The following is a 16,677-nucleotide window of genomic DNA, read 5'->3' on the forward strand; positions in this document are numbered from 1 at the left end:
GCGGTCACGAAAAAGGCCGGTTCGCGTACCTGCGAACCGGCCTTTGACCTGCGTGGGCCCACCAGGACTTGAACCTGGGACCTCTTCGTTATCAGCGAAGCGCTCTAACCGCCTGAGCTATGGGCCCGTCGAACGAGGAGAACTTTACAGGACCCCCGGAGGGGCCCTGCAACCGGGTTACTCCCTTTCCGACAGGGTGACTTCGAGGCCGCCTGCCAGGTCGGCGGACACGTTGTAGATGAAGGCGCTCACCGTGGCCAGGGCCGAAACCAGCACGATGTTGATCGCGCCCAGGATGGCGGCGATGCCGAACACGCGGCCGGCGCTGATGAGGGGCTCGGTGGACGCGTTGGCGCCCTCGCCGCCGACCAGGGACGAGTAGGTGCCGTTCAGTTTGTCCCAGACGCCCATGCCGTCGAGGACCGTGTAGAGCACGCCGACGGCGACCAGCCACACGAAGAACATCGCGACGCCCAGGACGAGCGACAGCTTCAGCACCGACCACGGGTCGAAGCGCTTGATCTGCAGCGACGCGCGGCGCGGGCCACGGCCCGGGCGGCGCAGGGCGCTCGGAGTGGGGCGGGTGCGGCCGGCGGCGGGCACGTCGGCGGCGGCCGGCGGCGCGCCCTCGGCTCCGAAGAGCCGGGGCGCGGCCGTGCCGCTCACCGCGGGGTAGTCGCTCTCGCTCACGCGCGGTCCGCCCTGCTCATGATCCGAGTAGACCACATCGTCGGTGGCGATCCCGGTCGAGACCGTGGCCTCGGAGTCGCCGCCGCCGTCCTTGGCGGTGCGCTGCCAGGGTGGGCTCGACGACGTGCCGTCGGCCTTCTCGGATGGTGTCACGAAGAGTCAGTCCTTACCCGTGCGTGGGGCGCCGCTCACTGCTCCGGCGCCGTGCCGTCTTCTTCCGTGCTCTCCTCGGGCGCGGTGGTCACCTCGCCGTCGACGGCGGGGGTCTCCACAGCCTCGTCCACGGAAGCTTCCGCGGGCTCGGTGGAGTCCTCGCCACCATTGGCGACGTCCGACCCCTCGTCCGCGTTGCGTGCGACCGCGAGAAGAGTCGTACCTTCCGCCAGATTCATCAGCCGCACGCCCTTGGTCTGGCGACCGGCCTTGCGCACGTCGCGCGCCGGCGTGCGGATGACCCCACCGCTCGAGGTGATGGCGAACAGCTCGTCGTCTTCGTCGACGATGAGTGCACCCACCAGCCTCCCACGTTTCGTGTCGTGCTGGATGGTCAGCACACCCTTGCCGCCGCGGCCCTGCACCGGGTAGTCCTCGATCGGCGTGCGCTTGGCGTACGCGCCGTCGGTCGCGACCAGGAGGAACTTGTCGGGCTTGACCACGCTGATGCCGAGCAGCTCGTCGCCGTCGTTGAACCGCATGCCGAGCACGCCGGACGTCGCGCGGCCCATCGGGCGCAGCGCCTCGTCGGTGGCGTGGAAGCGGATCGACTGGCCGCCGGCCGACACGAGCAGCAGGTCGTCCTCCGCCGCCGCCAGCACGGCGCCCACCAGCTCGTCGCCTTCCCGCAGGTTGACGGCGATGAGGCCGCCCGCGCGGTTGGAGTCGAAGTCGGTCAGCTTGGTCTTCTTCACGAGCCCCTTCTGCGTGGCCAGCACCAGGTACGGCGCCACCTCGTAGTTCGGGATCTCGATGACCTGGGCGATCTGCTCGTCGGGCTGGAACGCCATCAGGTTGGCCACGTGCTGGCCGCGCGCGTTGCGGTTGGCCTCGGGCAGGTCGTACGCCTTGGTGCGGTAAACGCGGCCCTTGTTCGTGAAGAACAGGATCCAGTCGTGCGTGGAGCACACGAAGAAGTGCTGCACGATGTCGTCCTGCTTCAGCGTGGCACCCTGCACGCCCTTGCCACCGCGCTTCTGCGAGCGGTACAGGTCGGTCTTCGTGCGCTTCGCGTAGCCGGTGCGCGTGATCGTGACGACCACGTCTTCCTGCGCGATCAGGTCCTCGACCGACACCTCGCCGTCGAACGGGATGATCTTCGTGCGCCGGTCGTCGCCGTACTTGTCGACGATCTCCATGAGCTCGTCGCGGATGATCGCGCGCTGGCGCTCCGGCTTCTCGAGGATGTCCTTGAGGTCCGCGATCTCCAGCTCGATCTCGGCCAGGGTGTCGATGATGCGCTGACGCTCGAGGGCGGCCAGCCGGCGCAGCTGCATGTCGAGGATCGCCGTGGCCTGGATCTCGTCGATGTCGAGGAGCTCCATCAGGCCCGGACGCGCCTCGTCGGCCGAGGGCGAACGCCGGATCAGGGCGATGACCTCGTCGAGCATGTCCAGCGCCTTGACCAGGCCGCGCAAGATGTGCGCGCGCTCCTCGGCCTTCTGCAGGCGGAACTTGGTCCGCCGGACGATGACCTCGACCTGGTGCTTCACGTAGTGCCGGATCATCTGGTCGAGCCGCAGCGTGCGCGGCACGTCGTCGACGATCGCCAGCATGTTCACGCCGAAGTTCTGCTGCAGCTGGGTGTGCTTGAACAGGTTGTTCAGCACCACCTTCGCCACGGCGTCGCGCTTGAGCGTGATCACGATCCGCATGCCGGAGCGGCTGTTGGACTCGTCGGCGATGTCGGCGATGCCCGTGAGCTTGCCGTCGCGCACGAGGTGCGCGATGTTCTCGACGAGGTTGTCCGGGTTCACCTGGTACGGCAGCTCGGACACGACGAGCGTGGTGCGGCCCTTCGCGTCCTCCTCCACCTCGACGACCGCACGCATGCGCACGGACCCGCGGCCGGTGCGGTACGCGTCCTCGATCCCGGAGGTGCCGAGGATCATCGCCTTGGTCGGGAAGTCCGGGCCCTTGATGCGCGTGAGCAGCGCCGCCAGCAGCTCGTCGTCGGACGCCTCGTAGTTCTCCAGCGCCCACACGACGCCGTCGGCGACTTCCCGCAGGTTGTGCGGCGGGATGTTGGTCGCCATGCCGACCGCGATGCCGGAACTGCCGTTGACCAGCAGGTTCGGGAACCGCGCCGGCAGCACGTTGGGCTCTTGCGTGCGGCCGTCGTAGTTGTCGCGGAAGTCGACGGTGTCCTCTTCGATGTCCGCCAGCATCTGCATCGCCAGCGGCGCGAGGCGCGACTCCGTGTACCGCATGGCGGCGGCGGGGTCGTTGCCCGGCGAACCGAAGTTGCCCTGCCCGTCGATGAGCGGGTAGCGCATCGACCACGGCTGGGCCAGGCGCACGAGCGCGTCGTAGATCGCCGAGTCACCGTGCGGGTGGTAGTTGCCCATGACGTCGCCGACGACGCGGGAGCACTTGTTGTACCCGCGGTCCGGCCGGAAACCGGAGTCGAACATGGAGTAGAGCACGCGGCGGTGCACCGGCTTGAGACCGTCGCGCACGTCCGGCAGCGCCCGCGCCACGATCACGCTCATGGCGTAGTCGATGTAGGAACGCTGCATCTCCTGCTGGATGTCGACCGGCTCGATGCGGTCGTGTTCCGGCGGCAAGGTTTCCGTCATGGGTTCCTTCTCGGGGAAAGGTCTGGGCAGTCAGGGGGCAGCGGACGGCTACACGTCCAGGAAGCGCACGTCCTTGGCGTTGCGCGTGATGAACGAGCGCCGGGCCTCCACGTCCTCGCCCATGAGGACGGAGAACAGGTCGTCGGCCTGCGCGGCGTCGTCGAGGGTGACCTGGCCGAGCAGCCGGTTGGCCGGGTCCATCGTGGTCTCCCACAGCTCTTCGGCGTTCATCTCGCCGAGACCCTTGTAGCGCTGGATCGCGTCGTCCTTCGGCAGCCGGCGGCCGGCCTCGACACCCGCCTGGATCACGGCGTCGCGCTCCTTGTCGGAGTACGCGTACTCCGGCTCGGACCGCGGCCACTTGATCTTGTACAGCGGCGGCCGCGAGAGGAAGACGTGGCCGTGCTCGATCAGCGGGCTCATGAAGCGGAACAGCAGCGTGAGCAGCAGCGTGGTGATGTGCTGGCCGTCGACGTCGGCGTCGGCCATCAGCACGATCTTGTGGTAGCGCAGCTTCGAGATGTCGAAGTCGTCGTGGATACCGGTACCCAGCGCCGTGATCAGCGACTGGACCTCGGTGTTCTTGAGGACGCGGTCGATGCGCGCCTTCTCCACATTGATGATCTTGCCCCGGATGGGCAAGATCGCCTGGTACATCGAGTCGCGGCCTTCCTTGGCCGAGCCGCCGGCCGAGTCGCCCTCCACGATGTAGAGCTCGCACTCGCCCGGGTCGTTGGAGCGGCAGTCCTTGAGCTTGCCGGGCAGGCCGCCGATCTCCAGCGCACCCTTGCGGCGCACCAGGTCCCGCGCCTTGCGGGCGGCCATGCGCGCCTGCGCCGAGGAGATCGACTTGTTGATGATCGTCTTCGCCTCGGTGGGGTTGCGCTCGAACCAGTCTGCCAGCCACTCGTTGGACTGCTGCTGCACGAACGTCTTGGCTTCGCTGTTGCCCAGCTTCGTCTTCGTCTGGCCTTCGAACTGCGGCTCGGAGAGCTTGATCGAGACGATGGCGGCGAGACCCTCGCGCACGTCGTCACCCGTGAGGTTGGCGTCCTTCTCCTTGAGCAGCTTTTTCTCGCGCGCGTACGCGTTGACCACGCGCGTGAGCGCCGCGCGGAAGCCCTCTTCGTGGGTGCCGCCCTCGTGGGTGTTGATCGTGTTGGCGAACGTGTACACCGACGGCGTGAACCCGTTGTTCCACTGCATCGCGACCTCGACCTCGAGGCCGGGGCCCTTCGCGTCGAACGAGATCACGCTCTCGTGGATCGGGTCCTTGCTGCCGTTGATGTGCTTGACGAAGTCCTCGAGCCCGCCGGGGTAGCAGTAGACCTTCTCCTTGACGCGGGCCTGCTTGCCCTCCGCGTCTTCCTCGGTCTCCTCGTCGGCCACGCGCTCGTCGCGCAGCGACAGGGTGAGGCCCTTGTTGAGGAACGCCATCTCCTGCAGACGACGCGAGATCGTCTCGAAGTTGTACGTGGTGGTCTCGAAGATGTTCGGGTCGGCCCAGAAGGTGATCGTGGTGCCGGTTCCGTCGGCCGGACCGAGGTCCTCCAGCGGGCCGGGGATCTGGTTGGTGTACTCCTGGCGCCAGCTGCGGCCGCCGACCTTGATCTCCGCGAGGAGCTTCGTCGACAGCGCGTTCACCACCGAGACGCCGACGCCGTGCAGGCCGCCGGACACCGCGTAGGAGTCGCTGTCGAACTTGCCGCCCGCGTGCAGGATGGTGAGCACGACCTCGAGGGTCGGCTTCTGCTCCTTGGGGTGCATGTCCACCGGGATGCCGCGGCCGTCGTCGACGACGCGCACCCCACCGTCGGCGAGGAGAGTAACCTCGACCTTGGTCGCGTAGCCGGCCATCGCCTCGTCCACGGAGTTGTCCACGACCTCTTGGACAAGGTGGTGGAGACCGCGCTCACCGGTGGAACCGATGTACATACCGGGGCGCTTGCGGACCGCTTCGAGGCCTTCGAGCACGGTGATGGACGACGCGTTGTACTCGCTCTTGTTCTCGGTCACCGGCGTTGTTTCTCCTCGTCTCGCCCGAGCGGACGCTCGCTACTCCTCCAGTGTACTTGCCCGCGCGCGCTGACATGCGGCAAGGACACCCCTCACTGCGTCACAGAGCCGCGAAATCGCTCAAAGGCGAGTCATCTCGTAGCTCGCGGGTTGTCAAGCGGTTCTCGGGGAACTCACCCGCCGACACGCAACCGGAGTCAGCCGTACGTGTCACGCGGCCCGCGACCCGGCACGACCCGCGGTCCTTTCCTCCAGCTCGGCGCCGTCGGACCCTGGATCCGCATGCGCTTCACCACGCCGTTGCCGACCCCCGCGGCGATCTTCGCGAGCAGCTTCCCCTGCAGCAGCCGCAGCTGCGTGGCCCACGCCGTGGAGCTCGCGCGGACGGTCAGCTCACCGTCCTTGAGCGCCACCGGCTGGGCGTGTTCGGCGACGTCCTCACCCACGAGCCGGGCCCACTGCCCGAACACGCGCGCGTTGGTCATCGTGTCCTGCCAGCCGCTGTCGGAGACCAGCCGCGAGACGAGCCGGCCGAGCGGCTGCGGGTCGCGAGCGTCGGCTCCGGGCCCGGACCAGCGACGACGGCGCGGGTTCTGGCCCCCGCCGCCCGTGATCCGGCCGCGGCGCAGGTTCGGCGGAGCACCGCGTTCCTTCGCCTTGGCCTTCGCGGCCTCGAGCGCGGCGTGCGCCAGGTCCCGCCCGGAGGGCTTCCCGTTCGGCCCAGCGGACACGTCACGCTCGGTGCCGGAATCGGCTTGCCCACGTGGGTGATTCCCCGCTCGAGGGATGTCAAGGCCCTCATCAGGCCGTTTCGTCACGCGCGGCGATAACCCGTTCCCGGGTTTATCCACACTGTCCACAGGTTTGTCCCCAGATCGGTGGGTAACTTCTGTGACCGCGGTCACCCGCCGTGGCCGACTTGATCTTGGGGCCGGGGACTCAGGCACGGTTGACCTCGCCATCCGCCACCACGAACCGGCTGCCGGCCAGCTCCGACGGCACGTCCTCGTCCACCGCCGCCGTGATGAGCACCTGCTCGGCACCCGCGGCGACCTCCGCGAGCCGCGCCCGCCGTTTGCGGTCGAGCTCGGCGAACACATCATCCAACAGCAGGACCGGTTCGCCCGCTTCGCCACGCAGGAGCTCGTAGCTGCCGAGCCGCAGAGCCAGCGCGAACGACCACGACTCGCCGTGGCTCGCGTACCCCTTCGCCGGCGCCTCGCCGAGGATCAGCTCCAGCTCGTCGCGGTGCGGGCCGACGAGGCTGATGCCGCGCTCCAGCTCGTTGCGCCGGACGTCGGCCAGCGCCTTGAGCAGCAGCTCACGCAGCACTTCCGCGTCCGCCCGCTCGCCGCCGGCCACGCCGTAGCCCGGTGGCAGCGCTTCGCCGAGCGACGACTTGTACGCGATCGACGCCGGCCGCGAGTCCGGCGCGACCCCCATGTAGGCCTCCGCCGCGTACGGCCCGAGGTCGGCGATGAGGTTCAGCCGCGCCGCCAGCAGCTGGGCGCCGGCCACCGACAGGTGGTCGTCCCAGACGTCGAGCGTCGAGAGCGCGTACGGGTCCTCCTTGCCGGTACGGCGTTTGCCCGCGGTCTTGAGCAGGGCGTTGCGCTGCTTGAGCACCTTCTCGTAGTCCGCGCGCACGCCCGCGTACCGAGGCGCGCGCAGCACGAGCAGCTCGTCCATGAACCGGCGGCGCTCACTCGGGTCCCCGCGCACGAGCGCCAGGTCCTCCGGGGAGAACAGCACCGTGCGCAGGATCCCGAGCACGTCGCGCGGCTTGCCGACCGCGCCCCGGTTCACGCGGGCGCGGTTGGCGCGTCCGGCCGTGATCTCGAGCTCGACGGTGAGCTCGCGGTCGTCGTTGACCACGGCGACGCGCACGAGCGCGCGCTCACACCCGTGCCGGATCAGCGGGGCGTCCGTCGCGACCCGGTGGGAACCCAGGGTCGCGACGTAGCCGATCGCCTCGAGCAGGTTCGTCTTCCCCCGGCCGTTCTGGCCGACGAGCACGACCGGCCCCGGCTCGAGGGCGAGGTCGGCTTGCGGCCAGGACCGGAAGTCGGTGACCTGGAGATGTCGCAGATACACGGGGTGGGGAGGCTAGCTCCCGGCCTTCTTCACAGCGTGGCCACCGAACTGGTTGCGCAGCGCGGCGACGGCCCGCATCGCCGCGGAGTCCTTCTGCCGCGAGGAGAACCGGGCGAACAGCGCCGCCGAGAGCACCGGCGCCGGCACCGCGTTGTTCACGGCTTCCTCCAGCGTCCAGCGGCCCTCGCCCGAGTCTTCGACGTAACCCTCGAGGTCGTCGAGCTCCGGGTCCTCCTCCAGCGCGCGCACCAGCAGGTCGAGCAGCCAGGACCGCACGACGGTGCCGCGCTGCCAGCCCTTGATCACGGCGGGCACGTCCTTGACCACGTGCGCGGCCTCGAGCAGCTCGAAGCCCTCGGCGTAGGCCTGCATGATGCCGTACTCGATGCCGTTGTGGATCATCTTCGCGTAGTGACCTGCGCCGACCTCGCCGGCGTGCGAGAAGCCTTCCTCACGCGGGCCTTCCGGACGCAGCGTGTCGAAGATCGGCATCGCGCGGGCGACGTCGGAACCGGCGCCGCCGACCATGAGGCCGTAGCCGTTGTCCTTGCCCCACACGCCGCCGGAGACACCGCAGTCGAGGTAGCCGATGCCCTTGGCCGCCAGCAGGTCGGCGTTCAGCTTGTCGTCGGTGAACTTCGAGTTGCCTCCGTCGATCACGAGGTCGCCCTCGGACAGCGCCTGGCTGAGCTCCACCACGGTCTGCCGCGTCGGGTCGCCGGCGGGGACCATGATCCAGACGATGCGCGGCGCGTCCAGTTTGGACACCAGGTCAGCGAGCGACTCGGAATCGGTGACGGCCGGGTTGCGGTCGTAGCCGACGACCTCGTGCCCGGCGGCACGCAGCCGCTCGCGCATGTTGAAGCCCATTTTGCCCAGGCCCACGAGACCGAGCTGAACCATGAGATCCCCTTAGTTAGTAACGAAAATCCTCGGTTGTGACGGACCGGTCAGCCCGGGAGGCGAACCGGCATCAGCAGGTAGAGATAACCGGGGACGACGTTGCCCTCGGCGTCGGCGGGCTTGATGAGCGCCGGCCGGTTGGGGGTGGTGAAGGTGAGCTCCGCGCGGTCGCTGTGCAGCGCGCCGAGCCCGTCGACGAGGTAGCCGGGGTTGAAGGCGATGGTGACCGGTTCGCCTTCGTAGTCGACCTGCAGCTCTTCTTCGGCGCTGCCTTCGTCGTCGCCGCCGGCGGAAAGCCGCAGCGACCCGTCGGCGAACTCCAGCCGCACCTGCGTGCCGCGTTCGGCGACCAGCGAGACGCGCTTGATCGACTCGGCGAGCGCCGACACCTCGATCACGGCGCGCGAGGTGTGGGTCGCCGGCAGCAGCTGCCGGTACGGCGGGAACTCCGCATCGAGGAGGCGGGTGGTGGTGTAGCGGCCGTTGCCCGAAAGGCCGAGCAGGCCTTCGCCGCTGGCGAGCGCGAGGCGCACGGTGCTGCCGGCGCCGCCGAGCGTCTTCGCGGCTTCGGCGAGCGTGCGCGCGGGCACGAGCACCGCGGCGTCGGGCAGGCCCTCGGCCGGCTTCCACGTGAACTCGCGCATGGCGAGGCGGAAGCGGTCGGTGGCCACGAGCGTGAGGGTCTCGCCCGAGATCTCCAGCCGCATGCCGGTGAGCATCGGGAGCGTGTCGTCCTTGCCGGCGGCGGTGACGACCTGGGTCACGGCCTGGCCGAACGTGTCGCCGGTGAGCTCACCCGCGAAGGCGGGCTGGGACGGCAGCTGCGGGTAGTCCTCGACAGGCATGGTCGGCAGGGAGAAGCGCGCGCTGCCGCACGTGATGGTGGCGCGCGCGCCGTCGACGGAGATCTCGACCGGCTGCGCGGGCAGCGCCTTGGTGATGTCGGCGAGGAGGCGGCCGGAGACCAGGAGGCGGCCACCGTCGGCGATCGTCGCGGGGACGCCCACCGTGGCGGAGACCTCGTAGTCGAACCCGGACACCGTGAGCGCGTCGGACTCCCCGTCCGCACCCGCGTCGAGCAGCACACCGCCCAGCACCGGCACCGGAGGCCGGGACGGGAGGCTCCTGGCCACCCAGGCGACGGCGTCGGCAAGCCCGTCGCGCTCGACGCGGATCTTCATGCGCGCATCCTTTCGACAGCCGAGCCCCTCGGCTCGTGAAGGGTCGGCGGCTGGCGGTTCACGAGTACTGCGCCAGTACGCCGCGACCGAGTCCCCACCGGGCCGGCCCGTTTCGGCGTGCCGGGATCGGCGCGCAGGAACGGACCAGGTGCAGGCATCCACGTTAGGCCGTCACCGGGGGTCCCGTCACCTCGGCCTCCCCTTGACTTTGTCGACAAGGAGACAGGCTCGACGGCTTGTCCCCAACTTCGTCCATCGCCTGTTTTTGTTTTGTTCTTTCTTTCAAAAGATCTAAGAGCAGTAGCAGTAATAGGGGCTGTGGGTTGTGTGGACAGAGCTCGTTCGCGCAGGTCGGCGGGTGCGTCGGCGTGTGGAGAGTCCTGGTGGTGGATCGGTGGATGGTTTGGGCGATCCGTGGATGGTTTCGTCCCGGCCGCGATCCATCCACATCTCGGGCCGGTTGTCCCCATGGTTGTCCCCAGGTGTGGGGGGAGTTGTACCCAGGTTCTGTGGGTGCCGAAACGGGTCCGAATCGCCCTGGAGAGTGACGGGCTCCCGATGTGGATCACGTGTGGGCAACCTGTGGAATCCCCGTGGACAGCCCTGTGGAAAGTCTGTGGATTCCGTGTGGGCGGGATGTGGACCGTTTCGGCGTCGGTGCAGCTGACGGATCTGCTGGAGTTGTGCACAAACTGCGCACAGGGTGGGGAAAACTGCTTGTGTATCAATGGGTTTGGGGATGGTTGTGGACGCGTGCGTACGTGGGCGAAGGCACAGCCGCTTGCTTCGCTGCTTCGCCTGTGTACGGGTGCTTCGTCCACGTTGGACCCGTGGCGTTGTGGAAGGTGTTTTGTGGTAAGGGAAACCGGTCTCGCTGTGGACGGCTCGCGGGCCCGGTGCGGGGTCTCAGCGCCGACTGGGCCTCGCTGAGCGCCGTTGTGCGCGCCGGGCCCCATACAAAAGGAGGGCGCCGCCCGTAGACGACGCCCTCCTTCACGAACTCCGAGCTACTGCCGAGCCCGCTGCTTGATCCGCGACGTGAGCTCCTGCACCTGGTCGTAGATGCGCCGGCGCTCGGCCATCTCCTTGCGGATCTTCTTGTCGGCGTGCATCACGGTCGTGTGGTCGCGGCCGCCGAACGTCTGCCCGATCTTCGGCAGCGACATGTCGGTGAGCTCGCGGCACAAGTACATCGCGATCTGGCGCGCCGTGGCGAGGGCCTTCGTCTTGCCGGGCCCGCAGAGGTCGTCGAGCGTGACGTCGAAGAACTCCGCGGTGACGCCCATGATCGTCGGCGCGGTGATCTCCGGCGCGTGCGAGTCGGGGATCAGGTCGCGCAGCACGATCTCGGCGAGCCCGACGTCCACGGCCTGCTGGTTGAGCGACGCGAACGCGGTGACGCGGATCAGCGCGCCCTCGAGCTCGCGGATGTTCGCCTCCACGCGCGAGGCGATGAACTCCAGCACCTCACCCGGCACCGCCAGCCGGTCCTGCGCGGCCTTCTTGCGCAGGATGGCGATGCGGGTTTCGAGCTCGGGCGGCTGGATGTCGGTGATCAGGCCCCACTCGAACCGCGTCCGCAGCCGGTCCTCCAGCGTCTCGAGGCGCTTGGGCGGGCGGTCGGAGCTGACGACGATCTGCTTGTTCGCGTTGTGGAGGGTGTTGAAGGTGTGGAAGAACTCTTCCTGCGTACCTTCTTTGCCTTCCAGGAACTGGATGTCGTCGACGAGCAAGATGTCGATGTCGCGGTAGCGCCGCTGGAAGGCGACCTTGCGGTCGTCTCGCAGCGAGTTGATGAAGTCGTTGGTGAACTCTTCGGTCGAGACGTAGCGCACGCGCATGCCGGGGAACAGCCGTTGTGCGTAGTGGCCCACGGCGTGCAGCAGGTGCGTCTTGCCGAGCCCGGACTCACCCCAGATGAACAGCGGGTTGTACGCACGGGCCGGCGCCTCGGCCACGGCCACCGCGGCCGCGTGGGCGAACCGGTTGGACGCGCCGATCACGAACGTGTCGAAGGTGTACTTCTCGTTGAGCTTCGTCTTCGACGTCTGCGGCTGCGCAGGCGCGGTGTAGGGCTGCCCGGCGATCGGCTGACCGGAGAAGGTCGGCCAGATCTCGTGGACGGCGGCGAGCGCTTCGCCTTCCTCGTCCACTTCTTCGTTCGGGTCGTCGGACTCCTCGAGCGGGGCCGGCTGCGGCACCGGACGCTGGCGCGGCGGCTCGGGCCGGGCGGCGCGCGCGGCGGCCATGGAGGCGCCGTCGATCGGCGGGCGCTGCTGCGTGGCGGAACCGTTCTCGAGCCGCCCGTGGTCAAGGCGGCCGTTGTCGGGCCGGCCGTTCTCCACGTGCGCGGGGTCGAGGTGACCGGGTTCCAGGTGACCGTTGTCGACGCGGCCGTTGTCGGGGTGCCCGTTTTCCACCCGAGGAGGTGAGGGCACGTAGCGCGACGCGGGCGCGATGGCCTCGGCGCTGTCGACCTTCACGGCGAGCGACACGGCGCGGCCGAGCCGGCGGGAAAGGGCGTCGGTGATCGCGCCCCGCAGGGCGCGTTCGATCGCTTCCTTCGCGAAGTCACTGGGGGCAGCCAGCAGGGCGGTGCCGTCGAGCAGGCCGATGGGCCTCGTCACCCGCATCCAGGCCCGTTGCTGCGGCGAGAGGGTGCCGTCGGACAGCTCCCGCACCACCTGCTCCCAGATGACGCCCAGATTGTGCTGGTGCTCGGACACCTGTCTGGCTCCCCTCCCCTCGTCGGCGTGAACGGCGGAATCACCCCAAGCACGCCCGCGAAACACTCCCCTGGACGTCATCTTGGACCGACCTGCGCGCGGGCACAGCGAATATCCACATAGTTGTCCACAGCTGTGCACTAATGTACGGCTGCCCGCAGCCACGCCACCTGCGGGCTCGACGTTCGCCGTGGGCGCCTCCACACCCCGGTGGCGATCCCGCCGCTCGCCTCGCGACCGGAGACCCGGAAGAGGCACGCTAACAAGCCTCGCCCGCTGCCACAAGGCATCGTCGCGCGCAAGCATTTCACGGTGTACGGCGTGTTGCCATTCGGTGCCCCGGCGTGCGGGAAGGCGAGGTCACGGGCCGGTCGCCGAGCGTGGCGGAGGGGGTGCCTACACGGCTCCCGACCGGGGTGCGTACCCTCGTAAGGTCTCCCGTAAGCGACGGGTGCGTTTCGCGTGCCCACGTATGTCGTCGCTCGTCGTGACGAGGCCACACGTTGGTAGGAGACACCAGAGACTGCCGTGCGCCCGCACGACATGCCGGTAGACGGCCGAAATCCGTCGCCCGACGGCCGAGACACAGGAGTAGCAGTGAGCAAGGGTAAGCGCACCTTCCAGCCGAACAACCGCCGACGCGCGCGGACCCACGGTTTCCGCCTCCGCATGCGGACCCGTGCCGGCCGTGCCATCTTGGGCGCTCGTCGTCGCAAGGGCCGCGCCGCGCTGTCCGCCTGATCCGGCTCGTCGAGGCGCGCCGTGCTGCCCGCAGCCGCACGTCTACGGCGGAGTGAGGACTTCCGGGTCGTTCTCCGCCGGGGCTCCCGGGCAGGCAGGCGTCGCCTCGTCGTTCACGCGTTGACCACGGACCCGTCCGCGGCCGCACCCGATGCGGCCAGGGCGGGTTTTGTGGTGAGCAAGGCCGTCGGGAACTCGGTGGTGCGCCACCGAGTGACCCGGCAACTGCGTCATCTCGTTTCGGCCCGGCTCGGAACACTGCCCCCGGGTAGCTCGTTGGTCGTACGGGCATTACCTCCGGCGGCGTCCGCTTCGAGCGCGGAGCTCGGCGCCGATCTCGACGCGGCGTTGCGCCGGCTCGGACTCACCTCGTCCCGCCGCACCGCCGGGGAAGGTGCTCCCCGGCAACCGCGTCAGCAGGACGCGGCCCCCGACCACGGATCAGCGGTGTAACGGCTATGCAAGCCACTCCCGAGCACACCCACGGCGGCACCGAAGTCACCGGGGAGACGGCCCCGCGCCGCCCCGGGCCGGTCGCGTGGGTGCTGCTCCTCCCCATCAAGTTCTATCGCAAGGCGATCTCGCCTTTCCTGCCGCCGGCCTGCCGCTTCTACCCGAGCTGCAGCGCGTACGCAGTCGAAGCCCTGACCCGGCACGGTGCCGGCCGCGGCTCCTACCTCGCGCTGCGCCGGCTGGGGCGGTGCGGCCCGTGGACACCGCCGGGCCGCGATCCGGTACCCGAGAAGTTCTCGTGGCGCCACCACCTGCCTGAAACACCGATCGAGGAGTAGCTCAGTGCTCGATTTCATCTACTACCCCGTGTCCTTCATCTTGTGGTGTTGGCACAAGGTATTCGGGTTCGCGTTCGGGGAAGCGTCGGCGATTTCCTGGATCCTCGCGATCATCTTCCTGACGTTCACGGTCCGCGGCATCATGTTCAAGCCGTTCGTGAACCAGGTCCGGTCGATGAAGAAGATGCAAGACTTCGCGCCGGAGATGAAGAAGCTCCAGAAAAAGTACGCGAACGACAAGCAGCGCCAGGCGCAGGAGATGCAGAAGCTCCAGCGCGAGCACGGCGTCAACCCGCTGGGCAGCTGTCTTCCGATGCTTCTTCAGATCCCGGTGTTCATCGGTCTGAACCACGTGCTGCGTGCCTTCACGATCCAGCCGCCCGGCGGCGGGGTGAAGACGGAGAACTACTTCTTCAGCCAGCACGATGTGCAGTCGTACGTCAACGCGAAGCTCTTCGGCGTCAACCTCGGTGAGGCGGTCTACAACGGCGTCGGCGTGGTGGCCGGTGGCCAGACCGGTGCGGTCGGGTTCCACTGGAGCGTGCTGCCGGTGGCGCTGCCCCTGATGATCGTCGCGTCGATCGCCACGCACCTCACCGCGCGGCACTCCGTGGCCCGGCAGAACGCCGCGTCGGCCACCCCGCAGACCGCGATCATGAACAAGCTGACGATGTACATCTTCCCGCTCGGCGTGCTCGTGTTCGGTGCCCTGTTCCCGCTCGGCCTGCTCTTCTACTGGCTGGCGAACAACGGCTGGACGCTGATGCAGCAGCGGCTCGTGTACACGCGCATCGACAAGGAAGAGGCCGCGCGCAAGGCGGAGGCCGCGGAGAAGCGAGCGTCGCTCGGGCCGAAGCCCGGGCAGAAGCCGACGGCTCCGAAGGTCGGGCAGAAGCCGGTGCAGCAGAAGAAGAACAACCCGTCCGGCAACGGTCAGCAGCAGGGCAAGGTGACCAAGGCGGGTTCGGCGCACGGTTTCGCGCAGACGAAGCCCCCGTCTTCCTCTGGTGGCGTGGAGAGCAAGAAGGCCGCAGCCGCCTCCCAGCCGAAGGCGGCCGCGCAGGCCAAGTCGTCCGAGCCATCGGAGCCGTCCGAGCCGGACACCAAGGCGACCCCGTCGAAGCCGGCGCAGCAGCCGGCCCAGAACGGATCGAACAAGGAGAACGGAACCGGGGTTTCCGGGCTCCTCAAGGACTCGACCAGGAAGTCGGGCCGGAAGCGTCGCTGACGCAGCCGGTTCGGAGAGGAGACGAATGATGTCGGAGACGGTCGACACGATCGACGCCGATCAGGACGAAGAGACCACGGCCTCGGCCGCACCCGCGGCGGGTGCCCCCGCCGACGCCGCCGAGGAGAAGCCGGGCGGCGACGACCTGCTCGTGCAGGAAGGCGACATCGCCGGCGACTACCTCGAGCGCCTGCTCGACCTGCTCGACTACGACGGCGACATCGACCTCGACGTCGAAGCCGGCCGCGCCATCATCAGCATCGACGGCGGCGAGGACCTCGAAAAGCTCGTCGGCCCCCGCGGCACCGTGCTCGAGGCCCTGCAGGAGCTCACCCGCCTCGCCGTCCAGCAGGAGACGGGCTCCCGCAGCCGCCTTATGCTCGACATCGCCGGCTGGCGCGCCGACCGCCGCGAAGAGCTCCGCGAACTCGGCCGCTCCACCGCCGAGTCAGTGCTCCAGAGCGGCGAACGCGTCCGCCTGCAGCCCATGAGCCCCTTCGAACGCAAGGTGGTCCACGACGCGGTGGCCACCGTGGACGGCGTCACGAGCGAAAGCGAGGGCGAAGACCCGAAGCGCCGCGTGGTGATCTTCCCGGAGGGCTGAGCCTCCTGCCCCGCGCTGCCGCCCCTGTCGCGGCTTGATGCGGGTGACCTGGATGCGTCACTGAGTATTACGAAGCACTGAGCAGAAGCGGCCCGCCGGACATCCGGTGGGCCGCTTCTTTTGTCCCCGCGCTCGGTGCTTGCTCGTTCCGCCGTACTGCACGCGGCAGGCTGCTGCCCTGGGCCGCCTTTGGCTCTGCGCCACCTCTCGCCTTGTGCTGCTTTCTGCTTTGAGTGGCCTCCCGCCTTGGACCGGCTCCCGCTCTAGTTCCAGTACCGCGAGCTGGAGGTGCAGAACCAGCCGGTTGCTCAGATTGTCCAGGTCGACATCGAGCATTTTCCGGATCACCCCGAGCGGTACCGAACCGTGTTGGGATGCACCCCGAGCCACGCGCAGTCGCTTCCGCCTCCCGCTTTGGGCCGTCTCCTGCTCTGCGCCACCTCCTGCTTTGGGCCGGCTCCCGCCTTGGGCCGGCTCCCGCTCTAGGCCGGCTCCTGCGAGGGTTCTCCTGCCTTGAGTCGCCTCTCGTCCTGGGCCCACTCGGGGCGCCCTCTCGTCTTGGACCGCTGCCGGCCCTGGTGGCCTCGCTACCGTGCTCCGAGCCGGCTCCTCTGCCGGTCACCTTGCCGCCATGTCCCGGCTCCGCTTCCGCGCTTCGCCGCCAGACCTCGCGCGCCACTGCCGTGTTCATCGCCTCATTGCGTGCCAGCGCCCGGTCTCCACCGCCCGCGCCCGCCGCCGACTCCGCGCTAGGCAGCCTCGCCATCGTGCCCCCGGACTGCCTCCCCTGCGACGGTCCTCTTGCCGTCGTGCCCCGCGCTCTCCTGTCGCGCTCATCGCCTCATTGCGTGCCAAGACGTGGTTCTCCACGCCCACACGCGCCGCCGACTCTCGTGCAGAGCGGTCTCACC

At 68.8% G+C, this 16,677-nt stretch carries 13 protein-coding genes and 1 tRNA gene; 5 read left to right on the forward strand and 9 right to left on the reverse strand.

Annotated elements, in window-relative coordinates:
- Positions 1 to 53: 53 nt before the first annotated feature.
- The 9 genes from AB0K15_RS23090 to dnaA all read right to left on the reverse strand — a co-directional run bounded on the left by AB0K15_RS23090 (position 54) and on the right by dnaA (position 12,402).
- Positions 54 to 127 (reverse strand) — tRNA-Ile (locus tag AB0K15_RS23090).
- Between the two features lie 50 nt (positions 128 to 177).
- A complete protein-coding gene (locus AB0K15_RS23095; RefSeq protein WP_364053902.1) occupies positions 178 to 843 on the reverse strand; it encodes a DUF3566 domain-containing protein in 666 nt (221 codons plus the stop codon).
- Between the two features lie 35 nt (positions 844 to 878).
- Positions 879 to 3,482, reverse strand: coding sequence for a DNA gyrase subunit A (gene gyrA, locus AB0K15_RS23100; protein WP_364053905.1), 2,604 nt, complete (start codon positions 3,480 to 3,482; stop codon positions 879 to 881).
- A gap of 48 nt (positions 3,483 to 3,530) precedes the next feature.
- Complete coding sequence (gene gyrB / locus AB0K15_RS23105) at positions 3,531 to 5,498, reverse strand: DNA topoisomerase (ATP-hydrolyzing) subunit B (protein WP_364053908.1); 1,968 nt, start codon at positions 5,496 to 5,498, stop codon at positions 3,531 to 3,533.
- 197 nt (positions 5,499 to 5,695) lie between these two features.
- Positions 5,696 to 6,229 (reverse strand): DciA family protein, encoded by a 534-nt coding sequence (locus AB0K15_RS23110; RefSeq protein ID WP_364053911.1) that lies wholly within the window; start codon positions 6,227 to 6,229, stop codon positions 5,696 to 5,698.
- A 208-nt stretch (positions 6,230 to 6,437) separates the two neighbouring features.
- The gene (gene recF, locus AB0K15_RS23115) at positions 6,438 to 7,592 is read right to left on the reverse strand and encodes a DNA replication/repair protein RecF (protein ID WP_364053914.1); all 1,155 of its coding nucleotides are present in this window, start codon (positions 7,590 to 7,592) and stop codon (positions 6,438 to 6,440) included.
- A 12-nt stretch (positions 7,593 to 7,604) separates the two neighbouring features.
- Complete coding sequence (gene gnd / locus AB0K15_RS23120) at positions 7,605 to 8,495, reverse strand: phosphogluconate dehydrogenase (NAD(+)-dependent, decarboxylating) (protein ID WP_364053917.1); 891 nt, start codon at positions 8,493 to 8,495, stop codon at positions 7,605 to 7,607.
- A 47-nt stretch (positions 8,496 to 8,542) separates the two neighbouring features.
- Positions 8,543 to 9,676 carry a DNA polymerase III subunit beta gene (dnaN, locus tag AB0K15_RS23125; protein ID WP_285971339.1) on the reverse strand — a complete coding sequence of 378 codons (1,134 nt, stop codon included), beginning with the start codon at positions 9,674 to 9,676 and terminating at the stop codon, positions 8,543 to 8,545.
- 1,007 nt (positions 9,677 to 10,683) lie between these two features.
- Complete coding sequence (gene dnaA, locus AB0K15_RS23130; RefSeq protein WP_364053921.1) at positions 10,684 to 12,402, reverse strand: chromosomal replication initiator protein DnaA; 1,719 nt, start codon at positions 12,400 to 12,402, stop codon at positions 10,684 to 10,686.
- Positions 12,403 to 12,999: 597 nt separating this feature from the next.
- Between dnaA and rpmH the strand changes: the two genes are divergently transcribed.
- The 5 genes from rpmH to AB0K15_RS23155 are packed head-to-tail and all read left to right on the forward strand — an operon-like array spanning position 13,000 to position 15,766.
- Positions 13,000 to 13,143 carry a 50S ribosomal protein L34 gene (gene rpmH / locus AB0K15_RS23135; protein WP_285971341.1) on the forward strand — a complete coding sequence of 48 codons (144 nt, stop codon included), beginning with the start codon at positions 13,000 to 13,002 and terminating at the stop codon, positions 13,141 to 13,143.
- 21 nt (positions 13,144 to 13,164) lie between these two features.
- Positions 13,165 to 13,596 carry a ribonuclease P protein component gene (rnpA, locus tag AB0K15_RS23140; protein ID WP_285971342.1) on the forward strand — a complete coding sequence of 144 codons (432 nt, stop codon included), beginning with the start codon at positions 13,165 to 13,167 and terminating at the stop codon, positions 13,594 to 13,596.
- A 5-nt stretch (positions 13,597 to 13,601) separates the two neighbouring features.
- The gene (yidD, locus tag AB0K15_RS23145; RefSeq protein ID WP_364053925.1) at positions 13,602 to 13,934 is read left to right on the forward strand and encodes a membrane protein insertion efficiency factor YidD; all 333 of its coding nucleotides are present in this window, start codon (positions 13,602 to 13,604) and stop codon (positions 13,932 to 13,934) included.
- 4 nt (positions 13,935 to 13,938) lie between these two features.
- A complete protein-coding gene (yidC, locus tag AB0K15_RS23150) occupies positions 13,939 to 15,162 on the forward strand; it encodes a membrane protein insertase YidC (protein ID WP_364053928.1) in 1,224 nt (407 codons plus the stop codon).
- Positions 15,163 to 15,190: 28 nt separating this feature from the next.
- A complete protein-coding gene (locus AB0K15_RS23155; protein WP_364053931.1) occupies positions 15,191 to 15,766 on the forward strand; it encodes a R3H domain-containing nucleic acid-binding protein in 576 nt (191 codons plus the stop codon).
- Positions 15,767 to 16,677 lie beyond the last annotated feature (911 nt).

The organism is Amycolatopsis sp. NPDC049253, from assembly GCF_040678995.1.
GTDB lineage: Bacteria > Actinomycetota > Actinomycetes > Mycobacteriales > Pseudonocardiaceae > Amycolatopsis.